Here is a 19,881-nt window from a genome sequence, read left to right on the forward strand (position 1 = left end):
GGATGGCTTTTCCACGACAGCTGTGGACGCGCCAGTCGTTTAATTGAGCCATTAAATCAAGCGGAGACAGGCGGGATCTGGCCGAATTCGGACCCATCGTTGCAAAAATGATACATATGTCCGTGGCTGGCCGGCCACAGTTGCAAAATCCGCAATGAAAATCGACGGTCGCAAACGACGATATGACGGATGCCATGCCGGTTGCCCGGACAGGCCTTTTTGCCGGGAGCTGTTCTAGCTGTCCCGAAAGAAGGGGCCTGACAATCCGGCCCCTTCATGATCCATTGTTATGACATCAGCTTGAAGCCGACAGTGCAGCGTTAAAATTTGCTGCGCAAAGTCAAACCGTAGCTGCGCGGCTCTTGCACGAAGACCGATTGCGAACCAGACCGCAAGATTGTCGCGAAGGTCACGCCACGAGTCACCTCGTTGGTCAGGTTGGTCACAAAAGCCTCGATACCCCAGGCTTCGTCCTGACTGCCGATACCCGCACGCAGGTTGATCTTGATATTGCTGTCCTGAACGACAAACGGCAGCGCGGTCAGGTTAACGGGATCGATTGCCTGGGTCGACGTCCGGCGGTCGCCCTCGAACCGGACTTGCCCGTTGAGGAAATAGGCCAGGTTCGTTCCGATGTCATTGGCATAGGTTGCGCCGGCAATGCCGACAAAGTCCGGAGCATTGGTCAGCGAATTGCCACATAGGGCGAGCACATTGACCGTGGTCTGCGTGCCGGCACAATCATCCGGATAATAGGCATCGGTGATCGTCAGCGCGGCGTTGACCGTGAAATGATCGCTCGGACGAAGCATCGTTTCGATTTCCAGACCCTGGGTTACCGCTTTGGCAACATTGAAGGTGCGGAATTGCACGCCGGTATATTCGATGATCTGGAAGTTCGAGAATATTTCCCGGAAAGCGGCCAGGTTCAGCGTCACGGCATTGTCCAGAAGCTTGGCCTTCAGACCTATTTCATAGGAGTTCACTTCTTCGGAAAGGAAGCGCGGATCGGTACCACCGGCAGCCGCCGTCGAATCCAGATTGAAGCCGCCCGACTTGTAGCCATGGGTGAAACTTGCATAGATATTGACCGGATCGACAAAGGCATAAGCCACTTTACCGGTGTAGATCAGTTCCGAATCGCTGAACGTGTTGCTGAACGTGCGCGGGGTTGGCAGCAGCGCCGCATAAGGCGCATCCACCGGAGCGGTGAAGGCAAAGCAGCCCAGTCCGAAAAACGCATTTTGCAGCGCGCCGGGCAAGCCGCTCAAACCGCCACCGGGCGATATCGCCCCGACGATAGCCGGACAGACCGCATTATTGGTACCGCCGCTGGCGAAGCTGCCGTTCTTGCTTTCGTCCGAATAGCGCAGCCCCGCGGTCAGTTCCAGACCGTCGGTCACTTCCAGAACATTGTGGGTGAAGAGCGACCAGCTTTTACTATTCTGCGCATATTGATTGATATTGGTGATCGTCGCCGGATTGACGCCGGTTATATTCTGCAATGGCGTTGCGCCAAAGAAAATCGGGCTGAGCGGGTTGAGGCTGGCACCGCCGGTAGCTCCGGCGAGAATGGCTCCCACGAGCTGGTCATAATCCGCACCCAGCGCAAAAGACAATTGCTGCGCAATATCTTCCTCGGAATAATAGCCGCCGACGAGCCATTTCAGCGCGCCGCCGAACAAGTCGCCCTGAACGCGCAATTCGTGGGTCATGGTTTCGATGGACGTGCGATTGTCGGTGACGTTGAACACGTCGAGCGCGGAGAAGTCGTTATCATAGGCTTCCGTGGCGTCATATTCGCGATAGGAACCGATGTAGATCAGGTTGGTGCTGTCACCCAGCGGCACTTCCACCTCGCCGGTGATACCCCACTGGTCAAAGCGGGTCTGCGGAGCGAAGCTGGCGGTTGCAATCCGGTTGTCGGCTGCAATTTCCGCAGTGGTCGTGTCGAACGGATTAAGCGCGACAACCGGACCGGCCATGCCCCCGCGTGCGCCCAGTCCTACGGCGGCCAGAAGACCGGAGGTTTCCAGCGGCGATTGCAGGACTTCTACCGCCGCGCAGCAGCCAGCGGTACTTTTGGAATGGTCGGCAATCAGCCGTCCTCTGATGCCACTGTCGGTTTCGAAACCGAGCTGGCCACGAACGAGATACTGGTCGGTACCGTTGGAATCCCCAATCTTGGTGCCGCTGCCATCGACTACGGTCACATAGCCGTCACGTTCCCGATAGGCACCTGTCACACGCAGCGCCAGATTGCCTTCGACGATCGGCACGTTCACCGCGCCTTGCACGCCCATCAGATCGCGATTGCCATAAGTTGCATTGGCAAAACCGCCAAATTCACTCAGGTTCGGGCGTTTATTGGTAATGTTCAGAGCGCCGGCAGAGGTATTGCGACCGAAGAGCGTACCTTGTGGGCCGCGGAGAACTTCAACCCGTTCAACGTCGACAAATTCGGAAAGGGCAACACCGGGACGGGATTGATAGGCACCGTCGATAAAAATACCGACAGCCGATTCAAAACCGATATTGTTGGAAGTGGTACCGACACCGCGAATCCGCAGCACCACCGAACCGGATGCCAGCTGGGCGTTCGACACGGAGAAGCTGGAAGACACATTGGTGATCTGGCCAACACTGACAACGCCCTGACGTTCCAGTTCGACCGGACTGACCGCAGTCACTGCCAGAGGAATAGCCTGCACATCCTGCGCGCGGCGTGTGGCCGTCACGATGATGACATTTTCGTCGAATGATTCCGCTTCCTGCACACCGTCTTGTGCAAATGCGGGCGTTGCCATTGCAGTGGTGCACAGCGCAGCCGCGAGCATTCTACCGATGTTGTTCACTAATATTCTCCAGGTTAAGGCGCAGCCCTAACTGTCTATTTGCGTTGAGAGAGGTTGGCATGACACCATTACGTCAATTTGGTTGCCATATCTTTACCAGCGACATTCAATCAGGAGGCAAGCCGGTCCGTAACCGACCAGGTTGCGCCTGCTGCCAGAATGTTACCATGATATCGCATAGGGTTAGACGGAGTTTTGTGATGTTGGTTAACGCTTGATAGCGAAAAGAAACCGGAGATTGCCCGCTTTGGTGGTGTAAAGCGACGGGCGGCACAATCTTTCTTGCTGAAATCGCTCTTGGCGACCCCCGCCATCGCCGCTAGAGGAAGGAGAAACACAAGCTCAAGGACAATAAATGCCCCAACTCATCCTTCTTCGCCACGGCCAGTCGCTATGGAATCTCGAAAACCGCTTTACCGGCTGGTGGGATGTCGATGTCACCGAAAAAGGCGTCGAAGAGGCCAAAGCCGCCGGACAGCTGATGAAGGAACGGGGTATCGATCCGGACATCTGCTTTACCAGCGTCCAGACGCGGGCGATCAAGACACTCAACCTCGCCCTGGAAGAAATGGGTCGCCTGTGGTTACCGGTGGAGAAAAACTATCGCCTCAACGAGCGCCATTATGGTGGCCTGACCGGCCTCAACAAACAGGAAACCCGCGACAAGCACGGCGACGAACAGGTCCATATCTGGCGGCGCAGCTTTGATACACCGCCGCCGCCCATGGCATCGGACAGCGAATATCAAATGTCCAACGATCCGCGCTACAAGGGTATCGAAGTTCCGGCGACCGAGAGCCTGAAAGACACGATCGCCCGGGTATTGCCTTATTGGAAGAGCCGCATCGCTCCGGAATTGCAAAATGGCAAACGGGTATTGATCTCGGCCCATGGCAATAGCCTGCGCGCGCTGGTCAAACATCTTTCCAAGATTCCGGATGACGAGATTACCAGCCTGGAAATCCCGACCGGCCAACCGATTGTCTATGAACTGGACGATGATCTGGGCGAGATCGAGCGCTATTATCTGGCTGACCGATAAACTGCAGCGACTATGCCGGCTTGTCTTTCGCCCGGTACATCGCGGCGTCGGCGCGGGACATAAGGCCTTCGACCGTATCTTTGGGGCCGACGAAAGAATAGCCGATGGTGGCGCCAAAAGACACTGGCTGGTCCGCATAGCTGCAGTTTGTTTTGGCGAACTGGTTGACGAGAAATCCTATTTTTTTCTCGACCTCGTCGGCATCCAGATTGTCGAGCAGAAGACCGAATTCATCACCCCCGATGCGCGCTGCCACGTCCGACGCGCGGATGTGTAGCCGCAATATCTCGGCCAGACGCGCCAGCACAATATCTCCGGCACCATGACCATGGCTATCATTGATCTTTTTCAGATTGTCGACATCAAGGAACAACACGGCACAATTATCACCATATCGCTGACATCGTCCGACCCGGCTTTCAAGGCTCTGAAGAAAGAACCGGCGGTTTGGCAGTCCGGTCAGCACATCATGATAAGCATGCTGCTCCATTTTCGCGAGCTCGTGCTTTAGGGCGTCTATTTCACGCTGAAGGGCATCGCAACTTCTACAATGCTGGTCATTGCTTGCACTATTCTTATGCATATCACCCTCCATTCTTACTCTTCGACGCGCCTATATTTTTATCTAGTTGATAAGACAAGATAATTATTCTATCCAAGTGTAAACATTCGTGCAATTTCGGTTTGAGAGTCCAGCATCAAACAGCCGGACAGCAATTTGTCGCCGTGAAATTTCCAACCGCGAATAAGTGGCATTGCGTCTGCGCGATTTCATGACTAAACCGCATTGCTTCCGTAGCATTTGTCAGGGGCAAAAATGGTCGAAGCACCTCCTCCGGTTGGAATAATCATGGGTAGCCAGTCCGACTGGGCGACGATGAAGCTCGCGAGCGACATTCTCGATAAGCTTGGCGTGGCGCATGAGACCAAGATCGTGTCCGCACACCGCACGCCCGGCAGGCTTTATGATTATGCAACATCGGCTGTCGAACGCGGATTAAAAGTGATCATCGCCGGCGCCGGCGGCGCGGCGCATCTGCCCGGCATGGTCGCCTCGATGACTCGCGTGCCCGTACTCGGCGTGCCGATCCAGTCAAAGGCGCTGAGCGGCATGGACAGTCTGCTTTCCATCGCCCAGATGCCCGGCGGCGTTCCTGTCGGCACTTTGGCAATCGGAGATGCGGGCGCCAAAAATGCGGCGCTGCTTGCAGCAGCCATCCTCGCCAATAACGATCCGGCGCTGGCCGAACGGCTGGATGCATGGCGGGCGGCGCAAACCGATTCCGTCGCCGACCAGCCCGAATAAAGAGAGCCCATGCAGACACTTCCCCCAGGTTCAACCATCGGCATATTGGGCGGCGGCCAGCTCGGCCGGATGCTGAGCATGGCTGCGGCGCAGCTCGGCTATCGCTGCCATATCTATGCGCCCAACGCCGACAGCGTGGCCGCCGAAGTCTCTGCCGAATTCACCTGCGCGGAAGATGACGACATCGCCTCGCTGACCGGCTTTGCCGAGAGCTGCGACGTGATCACATTCGAATTTGAAAATGTTCCGGTCGATCCGCTGCACCGAATCGCATCCTGCGCGCCACTGCATCCGCCGATTGCCGCGCTGGATATTGCTCAGAACCGAATCGCCGAGAAAATTTTCGCCCGAGACCATGGCGGGACCACGGCGCCATTTGCCGAAGTCACCGACCGGTCGACCCTGGACAAGGCAATTGCCGAGATAGGCGCACCGGCGATTCTCAAGACCATCCGCATGGGCTATGACGGCAAGGGCCAGTCGCGTATCCGGCCGGGAGACGATCTCGACCAACATTGGGAGGCCGTCGCCCATCAGCCTTGCGTGGCCGAGGGCTTTGTCACCTTCGACCATGAATTTTCGGTGATATTGGTGCGCGGACAGGATGGCGAGGTCCGTTTCTGGAACACGCCGCATAATATCCATGAAGACGGAATATTGGCCCTTTCGGTTGCTCCGGCCCCTGTCGCGATATTGGAACAGCAGGACGACGCCCGCTCGCTAGCCGCGAAAATGGCCGAAGCGATGGATTATGTCGGGGTCCTCACCTGCGAATTTTTTGCCACAAAAGACGGACCGGTTTTTAACGAGATGGCCCCGCGGGTGCATAATAGCGGCCACTGGACGATCGAAGGCGCGGTCACCAGCCAGTTTGAAAATCATATCAGGGCGATTTGCGGACTGCCGCTCGGCGACACCGGACTGGCCGCGAAAAAAGTCGAGATGCACAATCTGATCGGGGCGCAGGCTGACGACTGGCAGGCCCTGTTATCCGACGGTGCAAACCACCTCCATCTCTACGGCAAGGGCGAAAGCCGGCCCGGTCGAAAAATGGGTCATGTCACCAAATTGCATTTCTAATTTGCAGTCTGCCGGAACTGCGCTAGGCGTCGCCCATGAACCATCCTGAAATCATTCTCTTCCTCGCCCGTGCCGACAATGGCGTGATTGGTGACGGTGACACTATTCCCTGGCGCCTGCCGGAAGATCAGCGGCGTTTCAAGACCATGACCATGGGCAAGCCGATGATCATGGGCCGCAAGACATTCGACAGCCTGCCCGGCCTGTTGCCCGGACGGCGTCATATCGTGCTGACCCGGGACACGGACTGGGAAACCGATGACGCGGAGACCGCGAACAGCATCGATAACGCCCTGAAAATAGCCAATTCCCCGCATATCGCGGTGATCGGCGGAGCGGAAATCTACAAGGCCTTTCTCGACCGTGCGCACCGGATTGAACTGACCGAAGTGCATCTCAAGCCCAAAGGCAATATCAAGATGCCGGCTTTTGACGATGCCGTCTGGGAAGAGACGATGCGCGAGGATCACGAGCCGAAAAATGACAAGCCCGGTTACAGCTTCGTCACTCTGAAAAGGAAAACCGGATGAGGAAATTCCTGCTGGCGCTTTTGGGCATCGGCGGGATCGCCCTCGCCGCCTTCCTGATTTTCGCGCCGGCATGGTTCGACAAGCAAACCAATATGGTCGACGGCGAGCCGCTGCCGGAGATCAGAGCCGAGGCGCAGAAGCTGCATGACAGCCTGATGATTGTCGATCTGCATGGCGACACATTATTATGGAAGCGCAAGATTACCGACAGTACGGATTATGGTCATATCGACCTCGACCGGTTGGAAGCGGGCAATGTCGGGCTGCAGATATTCTCCAGCGTGACCAAGACGCCCAAGGGCCAGAATTACGACAGCAACAGCGGCGACACCGACAATATCACCCTGCTCGCCATCACCCAGCTGCAACCGGTGCGGACATGGTTTTCCTTGCTCGAGCGTCAGCTTTATCACGCGCAGAAACTGGACAAGGCGGTTGCCGTGTCGGGTGGCAGGCTGGCTTCGATCAGCAAGCCCGAGGATTTTGACCGGCTGGACAAATCCATTGGCGTGCTATTTTCCGCCGAGGGCCTGCAGACGCTGGAAGGCGATCGCGCCAATTTGAAGAAACTGTACGCCTCGGGCATGCGCATGGCGGGGATGGTCCATTTTTTCGACAATGAACTGGCCGGATCGATGCACGGCATTGAAAAAGGTGGACTGACCGAATTTGGGCGCACGATCATCAGGGACATGGAAGACATGGGCATGATCGTCGATATCGCCCACAGCAGCCACGCCACCGTTGCCGACATATTGCAAATGGCAAAGCGGCCGGTGGTCTCCAGCCATGGCGGCGTGCAGGCGGTGTGCGGGGTCAATCGCAACCTGACCGACGCAGAGATCAGGGGCGTGGCGGCGACCGGCGGGGTCATCGGCCTTGGCTATTGGGACGGCGCGATGTGCGATACCGATCCGGCGACTGTCGCCAAGGCGGTCAAGCATGTTCGCGATCTGGTCGGGATAGAATATGTCGCGCTGGGCAGCGACTTTGACGGCGCTGTGACGACGCGCTTTGACACCAGCGGCATTGTCCAGATTACCCAAGCGTTGATGGATGCAGGATTCACGGAGGCGGAAATCCGCGCGGTGATGGGCCTGAATGCATTGCGGGTGATCCGGCAGGGGCTTGTGCCTTTATCTCAGGCCGTCACCCCGACAAAGGCTGGGGGTCAATCCGATAGCGATGCTCGCACTTCGGATGCGGGTTAGGTGCCAGCCTGCGCTGGCATGACGAATTTGTTGAATGAAATGCAAAATCCCGCAATAGCGATTCGATGATAAGACTGAACGGAAAAGAGCGGATTGACGGCGACCTGCGCGGCGCGATTATCGCGCTGGGCAATTTTGACGGATTCCATTTCGGGCATCAGGCGGTCGCCGGCAAGGCGCTGAGCTGGGCGCGGGACGAAGGCCGTCCGGCGATTATCGCGACATTCGATCCGCATCCGGTGCGCTTTTTCAAGCCCGATGTCGCGCCCTTCCGGCTGACGTCGCTGGACCAGCGCCAGCGGCTGTTCGCCGATGCCGGGGCCAGCGCGATGCTGGTCTTCGAGTTTGACGCCGGACTGGCTGCAACAACGGCAGAGGATTTTGTCGCCAAGCTGCTGGTCGAGCGTTTTGGCGCGGCGGGCGTGGTTACCGGTGCCGATTTCACTTTCGGTCAAGGTGCGAAAGGCAATGTCGATGTGCTGCGCGAAGTCGGCGCGGCGCACGGGCTGAAGAGCGAAGCGGTCAGCGCGATCAGCGACAGCGATGATGTCATCTCCTCCAGCCGTATCCGCAAGGCGCTGAAAGAAGGCCTTTGCGAAGAAGCGAACCGGTTGCTCACCCGTCCCTTCGCGATCCGGGGTGAGGTCATTCACGGCGACAAGAACGGCCGGATATTGGGCTATCCCACCGCCAATATCGATATCGGCGAATATCTGCGTCCGAAATATGGCATCTACGCGGTGAAGGGCCTGTTGCCCGACGGGCGGGTGCTCAAGGGCGCGGCGAATCTCGGCATTCGCCCGAGCTTCGATCCGCCGAAGGAGTTGCTCGAACCTTTTTTCTTCGATTTTGCTGAAGACCTTTATGGCCAGACGATCGAGGTGGAGTTGCATCATTTCCTGCGCGGCGAACAGAAGTTTGATGATCTGGATGCGCTGAAAGTGCAGATGGAAAAGGATTGCGACAAGGCGCGGGAATTGCTGGCGTAAGCGGCGATATTCGTCATTGCGACTGAAGCGAAGCAATCCAGGCCGTCGCCTGCCGCACTGGATTGCCACGGGCTTTCAGCCCTCGCAATGACGAGCAGATTGCAAGGCTCTCGCGTGGCACAAATCCCGCTTGCACCCAAGCGCCGCGTCCCCTAATCCCCGCGATCATGACCGATCCCAAAGCAGATTATAAAGACACGGTTTTCCTGCCGAAAACCGATTTTCCCATGAAAGCCGGCCTTGCGCAGAAGGAACCGGCAATATTGGAGCGCTGGCAGAAGATCGGTCTCTATGAAAAGCTGCGCGAGGCCCGCGCCGGTCGCGAGAAATTCATCCTGCATGACGGCCCGCCTTATGCCAATGGCAATATCCATATCGGCCACAGCCTCAACAAGACGCTGAAAGATCTGGTCGTCCGTTCGCAGAGCCTGCTCGGCAAGGACGCGCCTTATGTGCCGGGCTGGGATTGCCACGGCCTGCCGATCGAGTGGAAGATCGAGGAACAATATCGCAAGAAAAAGCTGAACAAGGACGAGGTCCCGGCCAGCGAATTCCGCGCCGAATGCCGGACCTATGCCGACCAATGGGTGGATGTGCAGCGCGAGGAATTTAAACGGCTCGGCGTGATGGGCCAGTGGGACAAGCCCTATCTGACGATGGACTATGACGCCGAAGCGGCGATTGTCACCGAATTGCTGAGATTCGCCGAAGCCGGCCAGCTCTATCGCGGCGCCAAGCCGGTGATGTGGTCGCCTGTCGAGAAAACCGCGCTGGCCGAGGCCGAGGTGGAATATGAGGATATTGTCTCGACGCAGATTGATGTGGCGTTCGAGATTGTCGATGCGCCGAATGCGCGGGAGCTGGTCGGTGCGCATGCGGTGATCTGGACCACGACGCCGTGGACGATACCGGTTAATCAGGCGTTGGCTTATGGGGCGGATGTTGAGTATGTTCTGTGTGATTTAAATTACAACGCAGTAGCACCGGGAAATAGCCCTCCTCACGCTGGAGCAGTTGCAACAATTGACGCCGCCGAGGCAGGAGGTCTTCCAGTTGGCGATGTGCAAATTTTGGTTGCCCGTGATCTTGTCGAAGAGCTGCAAAAGCGACTTAACGTACAGTTAAGCAAGCTAGATATATCTTCTACCCAAGCGATTAATCCTTCCATCGAGCTGTCTTATCCGCCTGTTGGTATCAAGCCGCCTTTTGACAAAAAGCATTATGTATTCAAAGGCTCACAATTAGCCGGTGCCACAGCCAAACACCCGATGGCGGACAAGTTCCCCGATAGCGAATTCTACACCAAGCCGCGTCCGTTCCTCGATGGTTCGCATTTCGTCACAACCGATGCGGGTACCGGGCTGGTCCATATGTCGCCCGATCATGGCGAGGATGATTTTGACCTGTGCAAGGCCAATGGCATCAATCCGGTGTTCGCGGTCGATGCCGACGGCGTCTATCGCGAGGACTGGGAATGGCTGCCGCGCGGCGACGAGCGCGCCGGCGGGGTGATCAACAAGAATTTCAACGGCCCGGAAGGCCCGATCTGTTCGGACCTGCGCGAGGCGGGCGCGCTGCTCTCGGCCAGCGCCGATTTTACCCATAGCTATCCGCACAGCTGGCGCTCGAAAGCTAAGATTATTTATCGCTGCACGCCGCAATGGTTTGTGCCGATGGATGAGCCCCTCAAGGCCCCTCCACCGCCTTCGGCGGTCCCCCTCCCCACGCCTTCGGCGCAGGGAGGAAATGGGGCAACCCTCAGGGACATCGCGCTGGACGAAATCCGCGAACATGTCCGCTTCGTGCCGGAACGCGGGCGTCGCCGTCTGGAATCAATGGTCGAGGGCCGCCCCGACTGGGTGCTCTCCCGCCAGCGCGCCTGGGGTGTGCCGATCGCGCTTTATGTCAACCGCAAGACCGGCGAATATCTCAACGATCCCGCTGTAAACGCGCGGATCATCGCGGCGTTCAAGGCTGGCGGTGCCGATGCCTGGTTCAATGCCAATCATCAGGATTTTCTCGGCAACGACCATGCGCTCGACGATTATGAGGTGATTACCGATATTCTCGACGTCTGGTTCGACAGCGGCTGCACCCATGCGTTTGTGCTGGAAAGCGGCAACTGGCCCGACCTGCTCCGCACCGATGGCAAGCGTCCGGCGGACCTCTATCTCGAAGGCAGCGACCAGCATCGCGGCTGGTTCCAGTCGAGCCTGCTCGAAAGCTGCGGCAGCAGAGGCCATGCGCCTTATGAAGCCGTGCTGACCCACGGGATGACGCTCGACAAGAGTGGCAAGAAAATGTCGAAGTCGCTGGGTAATACGCTCGATCCGAAGAAGATCATCGACGTGCAGGGCGCGGATATCTTGCGGCTGTGGGCGGCGAGTGTCGATTATACCGAGGATCACCGGATCGGTGACGAAATCCTGAAAGGGATTTCGGACAGCTACCGCAAATTGCGCAACACGTTCCGCTATATGCTGGGCGGTCTGGGTGATTTTACTGATGCCGAGCGCGTAGCGGTGGCCGATATGCCGGAGCTGGAACGCTATATCCTGCACCGGCTGGCCGAAGTCGATGCGGAGCTGAAGCAGCATGTGAACGACTTCGCCTTCGGTCCCTATATGCGGACATTGAACGCGTTCGCGCAGGAGGACCTCAGCGCCTTCTTCTTCGATATCCGCAAGGATTGCCTCTATTGCGATGCGCAGGATGATCCGAAGCGCATGGCCTACCGGACGGTGATGGACATATTGTTCCACGCCCTCACCCGCTATATCGCGCCGGTGCTGGTGTTTACGGCGGAAGAGATCTGGCAGAGCCGGTTCCCGGACGAGGCGGACAGCATCCATCTCAAGGAATGGCCTGATTTCAAGGCCCTCACTACAGGTCATCCCGGCGAAGGCTGGGACCCAGACCAATCGACGAGCGGTTTGGACCCCAGCCTACGCTGGGACGACAGTGAGGTTCAAAAGTGGGAACTCGTTCGCTCTGCTCGTGAAAAGGTGACCGAAGCCATCGAACCGTTGCGGCGCGAGAAGACCATCCGGTCGAGCCTTGAAGCGGAGGTTGTCTACCCGATGGCCGACCTGCCGATCAGCACCGAAGAATTTGCTGAACTGGCGATTGTCGCGAAGGTCACCGATGGCGCGGAAATCGCTGTCACCAAAACCGACAACCATAAATGCGGCCGCTGCTGGCGGCTGTTGCCGGAAGTGGAAGAAGATGGCGAGCTTTGTGACCGGTGCACGGAGGTTTTGGCGTGAGCGGCTCTCCGTTCGTCTCGAGCGTAGTCGAGAGACGCGTTACCCAATATCCATGTGTCTCGACTTCGCTCGACACGAACGGGGGCTGATATGACCGACCCAATCACGAAATACCGCCGCATCGGCCTGATCCTCGCTTTTCTGATCTTCTTCATCGATCAGGCGAGCAAATTTGTCGTGATGCAGCTGTTGCAGCTACCGGTCCGCGGCACGATCGAGCTGATCCCGTTTTTCAACCTGACCTGGGCAGAGAATTACGGCGTCTCGATGGGCTTTCTCACCGCTTCGACCGACTTCCAGCGCTGGGCACTGGTCACGCTGACCGCTCTGATCGGCGTTGCCGTGTTCATCTGGATGAACAAGGAAAAGGCGAAATGGGACATTATCGCGCTCGGCATGGTGCTGGGTGGAGCGATGGGCAATATCGTCGACCGCGCGCGGCTCGGCTATGTCGCCGATTTTGCCGATCTGCATATCGGCGAATTCCGTCCTTTCCTGATTTTCAACCTCGCCGACGCCTCGATCAGCATCGGGGTCGTTATCCTGCTTGCGCGCGCGCTGCTTATCCGCGAAAAGAAGGACGAGACAAAAGACGATGTTCAGCTTGACGAAAGTTGACCTGTGACAGGAGCGCGCTATCAGGCTCCGTAAGAGATTTTTAAGGGATAATATCATGCGTAAATCCACCGTCGCCATCAGCCTCGTTTCGCTGGCCAGCCTGACCGCCTGCGGCTCCAGCGGGCTGTTTGACCGTGAGCGGCCGGATGAATTCGCAGTTTCGCGCCAGCCTCCGCTGGTGATCCCGCCCGATTTCACGCTGACCCCGCCTCAGCCGGGTCAGCCTCGTCCCCAGACCGGTGGTTTGCAGCAACAGACTCTGGAAGCGCTGTTCGGCGGACCACAAGCGCGCAGCATCACCGAATCGGCGATTGTCGGCCAGGCCGGTCCCTCCGATGCCGGGATTCGCACATCGGTCGGCGATCCCGAAACGTTCACCGTCGACAAGGGCAGCGTAACCCGCGACATCATCGCCGCACCCGAAGGTGACGGACAGAATGCGCAGGCAGCTACACCGAATTAACGGATGATCGCCCCCCGTAGGGGCAGGATATTTCAAGCGAATTGATTGGATGGAAGCCTCTCCCTTAAGGGAGAAGAACCCATGCCCAATGCCGGACCCGGCGTCGGCGGATATTAGTCCGGAATAGCGATAACCTTGGTTCTGCTATTGGCGCCGCGTACAATATTCAGCGATGTTTTGGGAAAACCGAGCGCTTTCGACAGCAGCTTCAATACGGCCGCATTGGCCTTTCCATCCTCCGGCGTGGCGGTAACGTGAACCAATAATATACTGGCCGGCCCGGCTTCTCTCGGTACGGCAATGCTGTTTTCTCCGGCGTTGGGCGTGACCTTCACGGTCAGCTCACCGTCGCTGGCCAGGGCCAGCATCTCGTCCCGGGGCGGAAAATGGTTCTTCTTTGCCATATGCTCCTGCGGACAGTTTCAGCGCGCACGCCCGGTCTATCAGTTGCGATATTTCCTGACGGGGAGCCGGTTAACCGACTGGATCTGAATCCTTTCCCCGCAAGCCGTCTGTACCCTATTTCTTGCGTTTTTTCCGTTTCGCGTAACGTTCGTCGCGGGCGGCTTTTTTCTCGGTTTCCGTCAGTCCTAGCGCGAGCTTCGGCTTTACCTGCTCTTTCGCAGCTTTCCGGTCCGCCTTCATTTGCTCGAATGCAGCGCGTTTCTCTTCGCGTGCGATCGCCTGTTTTTCCTCACGCGCGAGCGCGGCTGCCTTGCGTTCGGCAATCACTTCGGGGCTGAGAGGAGCCTTTGCCTTGAGTTTTTTGAGTGCAGCCTGCTTGGCTTTGGCCGCCATTTGAGTGCGTTCTTGGAAAGTCGGTTCTGAAAATGGCGGCATCTGAGTTTATTATTCCTTGATTGGGTGATGTGGCTTAAACATCGATAATTCGCGAAAAGCGTGGCAAGCCGTACAGTCTTTAAAGCAATCGGGCAATGTTTTAGCAACCGCGCCGGATTTTCGACTATCAGGCATGATGGTCAAGACACCCGACTGGCTGCGGGAGCCAACGATCTGCCCCATGGCGGCGAGCGACAAGATTTCGGTCGCAAGTTTGATAGAACAGGCTAATATTCCAACCGTGTGTATCGTTGCATTTGCCTGGAAAGCCCATCCTCGATGGCCCTTGATTGCCATCGGCAATCGCGATGAACTACATGCCCGTCCGGCCGATGGCGCGCACCGTTGGGACGAAGCTGATCATCTGCTGGCTGGTAAAGACAAGCTCGCGGGCGGGACCTGGCTCGGCATTTCCGAAGAGGGCCGTTTTGCGGTGGTTACCAATTTATACGGTTTCGGCCCGCCGGATTCAGACCGGGCATCGCGCGGCGATTTGCTGAAGGACTATCTGTCGGGCAGCGGTCCCTATGCCGATATCGGCGCTGCAGACTATGCGGATTTCAACCCGTTCAACCTGATCACCGTGACCCCGGACGAAGCGCTGGTCCACAGCAACCGGCCCGACAAGACCATCACCATCCTGGATCATGGCATTCACGGATTATCGAACGGCCCGGTCGATCAACCATGGCAAAAGTCGCCCCATCTCAACCACGCATTGGGCAAGTGGATTGCAACAGAGTCCGATGATCCCGCTTTGCTGTTTGACGATCTGCTCGACCGGAACAGCTACGAGCCGAAAGACCGCGCCCGGCCCGTGGCGCAGTCGGGACCCGAGCCACAGCACTCGGCCATTTTCATGCTCGACCCGGTGTACGGGACACGGTGCAGCACGGTGGTTGCCATTGACCATAACGGCCGGGGACTCTTCCTTGAGCGGCGGTTCGCGTCGTCGGGAGCCGTCACCGGCGAAAGCCGCCTGTCCTTTTCCTGGCCCGTACCGGAATAGTTTAACGGTTTCACAGTGATCGCGCTGGTTGTCGCCTCCCTATCCGGAAAATGGAAGAAAGGCATTTTCACGGAAACGCCGGGGTCCCAATTTCTGACTTAAGCCCGTCAGATTTTACCGTTAATGGCAGCATGACGAATGTTAACGATGATAAATCGCACGAGCAGATTTCTCCGGACGAGCGCGAAGCCCGGGTACACAAGCTGATTCACGTCGATCTCGAAGGGGAAAACAGCCCCGCGTTTCCCGCTATTGTAACCAATTTGTCGAGCCACGGAATGGGTGGCCATACCGAGGGTTATCTCCGGCCATTTGAAGTGATCACCATCATCAAAAAAGGCTATGGCCGAATTTCCGGCGAAGTCCGGTGGACCGAAGGCGTGAATTTCGGGATATTATTCGCCGAACCCGTTGACGTCGATCTGTTCAATTTCTCGAATCAAAACAAACAGAAACAATTCGTTCCACAGGCCAGTGAGAACGAAGTCTGGCGAGGCTTTGAAGCACCCACCTCGACCAGAAGACCCGGCGTCACCAACCAATATTCCCGAAGCTAACGTCCGGTTGGCTGGTCACGCCCTGTCCCGGATTGCTAATGGCGGAAATGGCGCATTCCGGTGAACAGCATCGCAAGACCCGCCTCGTCCGCCGCCGCGATCACTTCATCATCACGGATCGATCCGCCCGGCTGAATGACCGCCGTCGCGCCCGCTTCGACTGCGGTCAGCAGGCCGTCGGCGAAGGGGAAGAACGCATCAGAGGCAACCGACGAGCCGATGGTTCGGGTTTCGCTCCATCCGGCTTTTTCAGCAGCATCCTTGGCTTTCCATGCGGCAATCCGTGCCGATTCCATCCGGTTCATCTGCCCGGCGCCGACGCCGGCGGTCGAGCCACCCTTGGCGTAGACAATCGCGTTGGATTTGACATGTTTGGCGACCGTCCAGGCGAACAGGCAATCGGCCAATTCCTGCTCGCTCGGCTGGCGCTTGGTGACGCATTTCAGATCAGCCTGGGCGATCTGGCCATTGTCGCGGGACTGCAGCAGGAAACCGCCGGCGATAGATTTGAAACCCATGCCGGTGCGCTTCGGATCGGGAAGCTCGCCAGTGAGCAGCAGGCGCAGGTTTTTCTTCTTGGCAAAGATTGCCTTGGCCTCGTCATTTGCGCTTGGCGCACAGACGACTTCGGCAAAGATGCCGGTCATCGCTTCGGCAGCAGGGCCATCGAGTGGCCGGTTGACCGCGATAATACCGCCGAATGCCGAGACGCTGTCGCAGGCCAGAGCCGCTTTATAGGCGTCGAGAATATTGTCGGCGCTCGCAACACCGCAAGGGTTGGCGTGCTTGACGATGACCACGGTCGGCGGTCCGTCGCGGAATTCGCTAACCAGTTCAAGCGCGGCATCGGCGTCATTATAATTATTATAGCTCAGCGCCTTGCCCTGCAGCTGCTCCGCCTGCGCGATGCCGCTCGCGGACGGACCGTCTGGCAGATAAAGCGCAGCGCTCTGATGGGGGTTCTCACCATAGCGCAACTCGACCGGACGGCTCATGGTGATAGGTAGCGTGTCGGGGAACATCTTGCCCTGATCGGCAAAGCCGAACCATTGCGCGATCATGCTGTCATAGCTGGCGGTCGCGGCAAAGGCCTTGGCGGCCATATTCTTGCGGAATGCCAGCGATGTTCCGCCGTCATTTTGCTGCAGCTCGGCCAGCAATGTCGCATAGTCGGAAGGATCGGTGACGATGGTGACGAAATCATGGTTCTTGGCCGCGCTGCGCACCATGGATGGGCCGCCGATATCGATATTCTCGATAATCTCGTCGCGTTCCGCGCCTTTGGCAACGGTCTGGGCGAAGGGGTAGAGATTGACGATCACCAGATCGATTCCGGCGATATCATGTTCTTCCATCGAAGCGACATGGCCGGCATCATCGCGGCGAGCCAGCAGGCCTCCGTGGACCTTGGGGTGGAGGGTCTTGACCCGGCCGTCCATCATTTCGGGAAAATTGGTAACGTCGGAAATATCCGCAACCTCGAGGCCCGCTTCGCGCAGAGCCTTGGCGGTGCCGCCGGTCGAGATCAGCGCGACGCCCATTGCCGCCAGCTGCTTGCCGAGATCGGCGAGGCCACTCTTGTCCGAAACCGACAAAAGCGCGCGTTTGATTTTGATATTTTCGGTCATTTCTACCCCATATGTTTGAGCAGCCAGCCGGTGGCGCCGCCGCCCCTGCCCACTGCTCCGGTGATCACCATCTGTCTGACTTCATGGCCTATGCCCATACCGTCGACCCAGAGGCTTTCCTCCAGTTGAATTTCTCCGCTGGTCGAGCGGAATTGCCATAGATTTCCGTCTTTCAAACGCAAGAGCACGCCCTTGCCTTCCGAAATAAGATCGCTTTCGATATCCGGCCCGAGATGGAATCGCAGGGCATATTGGATATCGTCCTTGCGGCGCCTACGCTTCTTGCCATCGGGGATCAACATATCCTCGCCGCGCAATTCCAGACCGTCCGAGCGCTGCAGCAAGAGCCGCTTGTGGATCAGCCCAAAGCGCCGGGCATAGCCGTCATGGCTGGCCTCGAGCCGGGTGGCATTTTCGACATCGCGGCGGAAAAGCTCCACTTCGCTGACCCCGCGGCCAAGTTTGCCATCGGCCAGTATCGAGGTGCTGTTGCTGTCGGCGATGCACAATGTGCTGTGCGCGGCGGTGGTCCGCAGACCGCGTGCCAGAGCCGCCGGTATCGTCGCCCCGACCAGCCCTGCGCCACCACAATTGCTGATGATCCGGCAATCGCCGTTGGAAAATTCAAAGGCCAGTGTCGAGGCGCAACCGGCCACCGCCATGCGCGCGATCGGCGGCGGTGCCGCATCGAGTATCAGCACCGAGCGTCCGGACGACACCCGCTGATAGCCCCATTCGCGCGCTTGCCGCAGCGGTCTGGCGCGAACGCCGCTGGCTTCGACAACCTGTGCGATCTGCTCCGCCGACGTCGCGCCGCTGCCCTGCCAATTGCCGAGTGTTCCATCGAAATGGGTGAGCGCGGTGAGCGGCGGGACCGCCTTGTTCAGCGCTTCCTCGAGAAACGGCGGAGCGTCTTCCTTGCGCGCGATATAGACCTGTTTGAGCATCGACAGCAGGATCACCGCGTCGATCTGGTTGAGCGGCGAACGCGACACGGTGCCGCCGTCGGCAAAGAAAAATTCGCCCATCGCCTTTTCGAGGCCGGCTTCGCCGATAATCTGGCGCACCCGGCCTTCGGGCAGCAACAATGAAGCCGCAACAACGCCGCTCCACGCCACCAGACGGCCAAGACTGGAGTGCGCCTTGTCCGCTGTCCGGTCGAGATGGCGCGCGGTACGGGCGATATTGTTGAGCAGTTTCGAGCGGTAGATCAGGTCACGGGAGGAGAGGATCAGCGGCGCATGGCTGGCCCAGATCAATAGCCGCCAGGCACAGTTATCTGGACGCCACGCCGGCTGACGGATGACGCCGCCATTGGCATCGAGCCACTGGTTCATCAGCTTTTCCGCCACCGGCACCGCCTGATCGCGCGACGCGGCAGTGTCAAGGTCGCGCAGCCACTGGAAACGGTGGACATAATCCTCAAATTGCGGTGGCAGTTTGAGCTCGGAAAAATCGATATTCTCGTGCTTTTTCTTGAGACCGCGGAACAGAAAATATCCGGCGCGCACAGCCATGCCCTGCACCCTGTCGCCGTCGACCGGATCGACCGGTACGGCGAGCAGGCGCAAAGGCAATTTTCCCGAGAGGCGCAACCGGTGCAGCGGCATCCGCCATGTCATCCGGTAGTAGAGCATCGTCGCCTGTTCGGCGAGCGACTGGCCGCGATCGCGGTCGTGGCGAAGGGTCAGGCTGCGTCCTTCGCCTGCCGTGTCACTGTCATCATGGGGGGCCGGATCGTCCGGGTCGCTATCGCCGAGATCAAGCCGATCAGGCTTGTCGGTGGTCATTCACCCCTCAGGCCGCTGATATTGGCTGCATATTGATCCGGCCCGCCCCTGAAGGTCGCGGTTCCGGCGACCAGAGTATCGGCACCGGCCGCGATCGCCTTCGGCGCGGTGCTAAGATCGATACCACCGTCGACTTCCAGCCTGATATCCTTGCCGGTGTCGGTGATCCGCTTGCGGATCGCTTCGATCTTGCGCAGCTGGCTGTCGATGAAGCTCTGCCCGCCAAAGCCCGGGTTGACGCTCATCACCAGGATCAGGTCGAGATCGTCGATCAGATAGTCGAGTATATCGAGCGGAGTCGCCGGATTGAGCACCAGGCCGGCCTGTTTGCCAAGCGAGTGGATAGTCTGCACCGTGCGGTGCGGATGCGCGCCGGCTTCCGGGTGGAAGGAGATGATATCCGCGCCTGCTTCGGCAAAGGCTTCGAGATATTGATCGACCGGCGAAATCATCAAATGGACGTCGAACGGCTTGGCGCTGTGCGGCCGCAGCGCCTTGACCACGGCGGGACCGATGGTGATATTGGGGACGAAATGGCCATCCATCACGTCGACATGGATCCAGTCGCAACCGGCTTTGTCGATGGCCTGCACCTCTTCACCCAAACGGGCAAAATCGGCAGAAAGGATAGATGGGGCAATACGGATGCTGTCGGACATGGATCTTCCTTAATCTGCGCCAGCCTCTATAATTTTTG

18 protein-coding genes are annotated in these 19,881 nt (G+C 58.2%); 11 read left to right on the forward strand and 7 right to left on the reverse strand.

Annotated elements, in window-relative coordinates:
• Positions 1-320 precede the first annotated feature (320 nt).
• Positions 321-2,855 (reverse strand): TonB-dependent receptor, encoded by a 2,535-nt coding sequence (locus AACZ86_RS14925; protein WP_339693893.1) that lies wholly within the window; start codon positions 2,853-2,855, stop codon positions 321-323.
• A gap of 355 nt (positions 2,856-3,210) precedes the next feature.
• Between AACZ86_RS14925 and gpmA the strand changes: the two genes are divergently transcribed.
• Positions 3,211-3,897 (forward strand): 2,3-diphosphoglycerate-dependent phosphoglycerate mutase, encoded by a 687-nt coding sequence (gpmA, locus tag AACZ86_RS14930; protein ID WP_339693896.1) that lies wholly within the window; start codon positions 3,211-3,213, stop codon positions 3,895-3,897.
• A gap of 10 nt (positions 3,898-3,907) precedes the next feature.
• Here gpmA and AACZ86_RS14935 read toward each other — a convergent pair whose 3' ends face one another.
• Positions 3,908-4,387 (reverse strand): GGDEF domain-containing protein, encoded by a 480-nt coding sequence (locus tag AACZ86_RS14935; protein WP_339693899.1) that lies wholly within the window; start codon positions 4,385-4,387, stop codon positions 3,908-3,910.
• Positions 4,388-4,714: 327 nt separating this feature from the next.
• On the opposite strand from AACZ86_RS14935, the gene purE reads away from it, so the two are divergent.
• The 8 genes from purE to AACZ86_RS14975 all read left to right on the forward strand — a co-directional run bounded on the left by purE (position 4,715) and on the right by AACZ86_RS14975 (position 13,360).
• Entirely contained in the window at positions 4,715-5,203 is a 489-nt protein-coding gene (gene purE / locus AACZ86_RS14940) for a 5-(carboxyamino)imidazole ribonucleotide mutase (RefSeq protein ID WP_339693902.1), read from the forward strand.
• A gap of 9 nt (positions 5,204-5,212) precedes the next feature.
• The gene (locus AACZ86_RS14945) at positions 5,213-6,283 is read left to right on the forward strand and encodes a 5-(carboxyamino)imidazole ribonucleotide synthase (protein ID WP_339693904.1); all 1,071 of its coding nucleotides are present in this window, start codon (positions 5,213-5,215) and stop codon (positions 6,281-6,283) included.
• 35 nt (positions 6,284-6,318) lie between these two features.
• Positions 6,319-6,813 carry a dihydrofolate reductase gene (locus AACZ86_RS14950; protein ID WP_339693906.1) on the forward strand — a complete coding sequence of 165 codons (495 nt, stop codon included), beginning with the start codon at positions 6,319-6,321 and terminating at the stop codon, positions 6,811-6,813.
• On the forward strand, positions 6,810-8,024 hold the full coding sequence (locus AACZ86_RS14955; protein WP_339693908.1) for a dipeptidase: 1,215 nt from the start codon (positions 6,810-6,812) through the stop codon (positions 8,022-8,024). Before AACZ86_RS14950 ends, AACZ86_RS14955 begins: the two co-directional genes overlap by 4 nt.
• A gap of 65 nt (positions 8,025-8,089) precedes the next feature.
• A complete protein-coding gene (locus tag AACZ86_RS14960; RefSeq protein WP_339693911.1) occupies positions 8,090-9,013 on the forward strand; it encodes a bifunctional riboflavin kinase/FAD synthetase in 924 nt (307 codons plus the stop codon).
• Positions 9,014-9,180: 167 nt separating this feature from the next.
• Positions 9,181-12,279: an isoleucine--tRNA ligase gene (locus AACZ86_RS14965; RefSeq protein WP_339693914.1), complete on the forward strand. Its 3,099-nt coding sequence runs from the start codon at positions 9,181-9,183 to the stop codon at positions 12,277-12,279.
• A gap of 90 nt (positions 12,280-12,369) precedes the next feature.
• The gene (lspA, locus tag AACZ86_RS14970; RefSeq protein WP_339693916.1) at positions 12,370-12,897 is read left to right on the forward strand and encodes a signal peptidase II; all 528 of its coding nucleotides are present in this window, start codon (positions 12,370-12,372) and stop codon (positions 12,895-12,897) included.
• A gap of 55 nt (positions 12,898-12,952) precedes the next feature.
• Positions 12,953-13,360: a DUF3035 domain-containing protein gene (locus tag AACZ86_RS14975; protein WP_339693919.1), complete on the forward strand. Its 408-nt coding sequence runs from the start codon at positions 12,953-12,955 to the stop codon at positions 13,358-13,360.
• Positions 13,361-13,473: 113 nt separating this feature from the next.
• Here AACZ86_RS14975 and AACZ86_RS14980 read toward each other — a convergent pair whose 3' ends face one another.
• Complete coding sequence (locus AACZ86_RS14980; RefSeq protein WP_339693921.1) at positions 13,474-13,764, reverse strand: DUF167 domain-containing protein; 291 nt, start codon at positions 13,762-13,764, stop codon at positions 13,474-13,476.
• 115 nt (positions 13,765-13,879) lie between these two features.
• Entirely contained in the window at positions 13,880-14,200 is a 321-nt protein-coding gene (locus AACZ86_RS14985) for a DUF6481 family protein (protein WP_339693924.1), read from the reverse strand.
• A gap of 133 nt (positions 14,201-14,333) precedes the next feature.
• Here AACZ86_RS14985 and AACZ86_RS14990 point away from each other — a divergent pair, with 133 nt between their 5' ends.
• Positions 14,334-15,209: an NRDE family protein gene (locus tag AACZ86_RS14990; protein ID WP_339693926.1), complete on the forward strand. Its 876-nt coding sequence runs from the start codon at positions 14,334-14,336 to the stop codon at positions 15,207-15,209.
• A gap of 131 nt (positions 15,210-15,340) precedes the next feature.
• Positions 15,341-15,766, forward strand: a complete 426-nt coding sequence (locus AACZ86_RS14995; protein ID WP_339693929.1) for a hypothetical protein — start codon at positions 15,341-15,343, stop codon at positions 15,764-15,766.
• 35 nt (positions 15,767-15,801) lie between these two features.
• On the opposite strand, the gene purH is transcribed toward AACZ86_RS14995, so the two are convergent.
• The 3 genes from purH to rpe are packed head-to-tail and all read right to left on the reverse strand — an operon-like array spanning position 15,802 to position 19,843.
• Positions 15,802-17,394, reverse strand: coding sequence for a bifunctional phosphoribosylaminoimidazolecarboxamide formyltransferase/IMP cyclohydrolase (gene purH, locus AACZ86_RS15000; protein WP_339693932.1), 1,593 nt, complete (start codon positions 17,392-17,394; stop codon positions 15,802-15,804).
• A gap of 2 nt (positions 17,395-17,396) precedes the next feature.
• On the reverse strand, positions 17,397-19,184 hold the full coding sequence (locus AACZ86_RS15005; RefSeq protein WP_339693935.1) for a heparinase II/III family protein: 1,788 nt from the start codon (positions 19,182-19,184) through the stop codon (positions 17,397-17,399).
• Positions 19,181-19,843, reverse strand: a complete 663-nt coding sequence (gene rpe, locus AACZ86_RS15010) for a ribulose-phosphate 3-epimerase (RefSeq protein ID WP_339693938.1) — start codon at positions 19,841-19,843, stop codon at positions 19,181-19,183. The genes AACZ86_RS15005 and rpe overlap by 4 nt, the downstream gene beginning before the upstream one ends.
• Between the last annotated feature and the right edge of the window lie 38 nt (positions 19,844-19,881).

The sequence above is a fragment of the uncultured Parasphingorhabdus sp. genome (assembly GCF_963975735.1).
Classification (GTDB): domain Bacteria; phylum Pseudomonadota; class Alphaproteobacteria; order Sphingomonadales; family Sphingomonadaceae; genus Parasphingorhabdus.

Excerpts from the sequence above, each read along its gene's own strand:
- gpmA (WP_339693896.1), top strand. The coding sequence starts at position 3,211 with ATGCCCCAACTCATCCTTCTTCGCCACGGCCAGTCGCTATGGAATCTC.
- AACZ86_RS14935 (WP_339693899.1), bottom strand. The coding sequence starts at position 4,387 with ATGGAGCAGCATGCTTATCATGATGTGCTGACCGGACTGCCAAACCGC.
- purE (WP_339693902.1), top strand. The coding sequence starts at position 4,715 with ATGGTCGAAGCACCTCCTCCGGTTGGAATAATCATGGGTAGCCAGTCC.
- AACZ86_RS14945 (WP_339693904.1), top strand. The coding sequence starts at position 5,213 with ATGCAGACACTTCCCCCAGGTTCAACCATCGGCATATTGGGCGGCGGC.
- AACZ86_RS14950 (WP_339693906.1), top strand. The coding sequence starts at position 6,319 with ATGAACCATCCTGAAATCATTCTCTTCCTCGCCCGTGCCGACAATGGC.
- AACZ86_RS14955 (WP_339693908.1), top strand. The coding sequence starts at position 6,810 with ATGAGGAAATTCCTGCTGGCGCTTTTGGGCATCGGCGGGATCGCCCTC.
- AACZ86_RS14960 (WP_339693911.1), top strand. The coding sequence starts at position 8,090 with ATGATAAGACTGAACGGAAAAGAGCGGATTGACGGCGACCTGCGCGGC.
- AACZ86_RS14965 (WP_339693914.1), top strand. The coding sequence starts at position 9,181 with ATGACCGATCCCAAAGCAGATTATAAAGACACGGTTTTCCTGCCGAAA.
- lspA (WP_339693916.1), top strand. The coding sequence starts at position 12,370 with ATGACCGACCCAATCACGAAATACCGCCGCATCGGCCTGATCCTCGCT.
- AACZ86_RS14975 (WP_339693919.1), top strand. The coding sequence starts at position 12,953 with ATGCGTAAATCCACCGTCGCCATCAGCCTCGTTTCGCTGGCCAGCCTG.
- AACZ86_RS14980 (WP_339693921.1), bottom strand. The coding sequence starts at position 13,764 with ATGGCAAAGAAGAACCATTTTCCGCCCCGGGACGAGATGCTGGCCCTG.
- AACZ86_RS14985 (WP_339693924.1), bottom strand. The coding sequence starts at position 14,200 with ATGCCGCCATTTTCAGAACCGACTTTCCAAGAACGCACTCAAATGGCG.
- AACZ86_RS14990 (WP_339693926.1), top strand. The coding sequence starts at position 14,334 with ATGATGGTCAAGACACCCGACTGGCTGCGGGAGCCAACGATCTGCCCC.
- AACZ86_RS14995 (WP_339693929.1), top strand. The coding sequence starts at position 15,341 with ATGACGAATGTTAACGATGATAAATCGCACGAGCAGATTTCTCCGGAC.
- purH (WP_339693932.1), bottom strand. The coding sequence starts at position 17,394 with ATGACCGAAAATATCAAAATCAAACGCGCGCTTTTGTCGGTTTCGGAC.
- AACZ86_RS15005 (WP_339693935.1), bottom strand. The coding sequence starts at position 19,184 with ATGACCACCGACAAGCCTGATCGGCTTGATCTCGGCGATAGCGACCCG.
- rpe (WP_339693938.1), bottom strand. The coding sequence starts at position 19,843 with ATGTCCGACAGCATCCGTATTGCCCCATCTATCCTTTCTGCCGATTTT.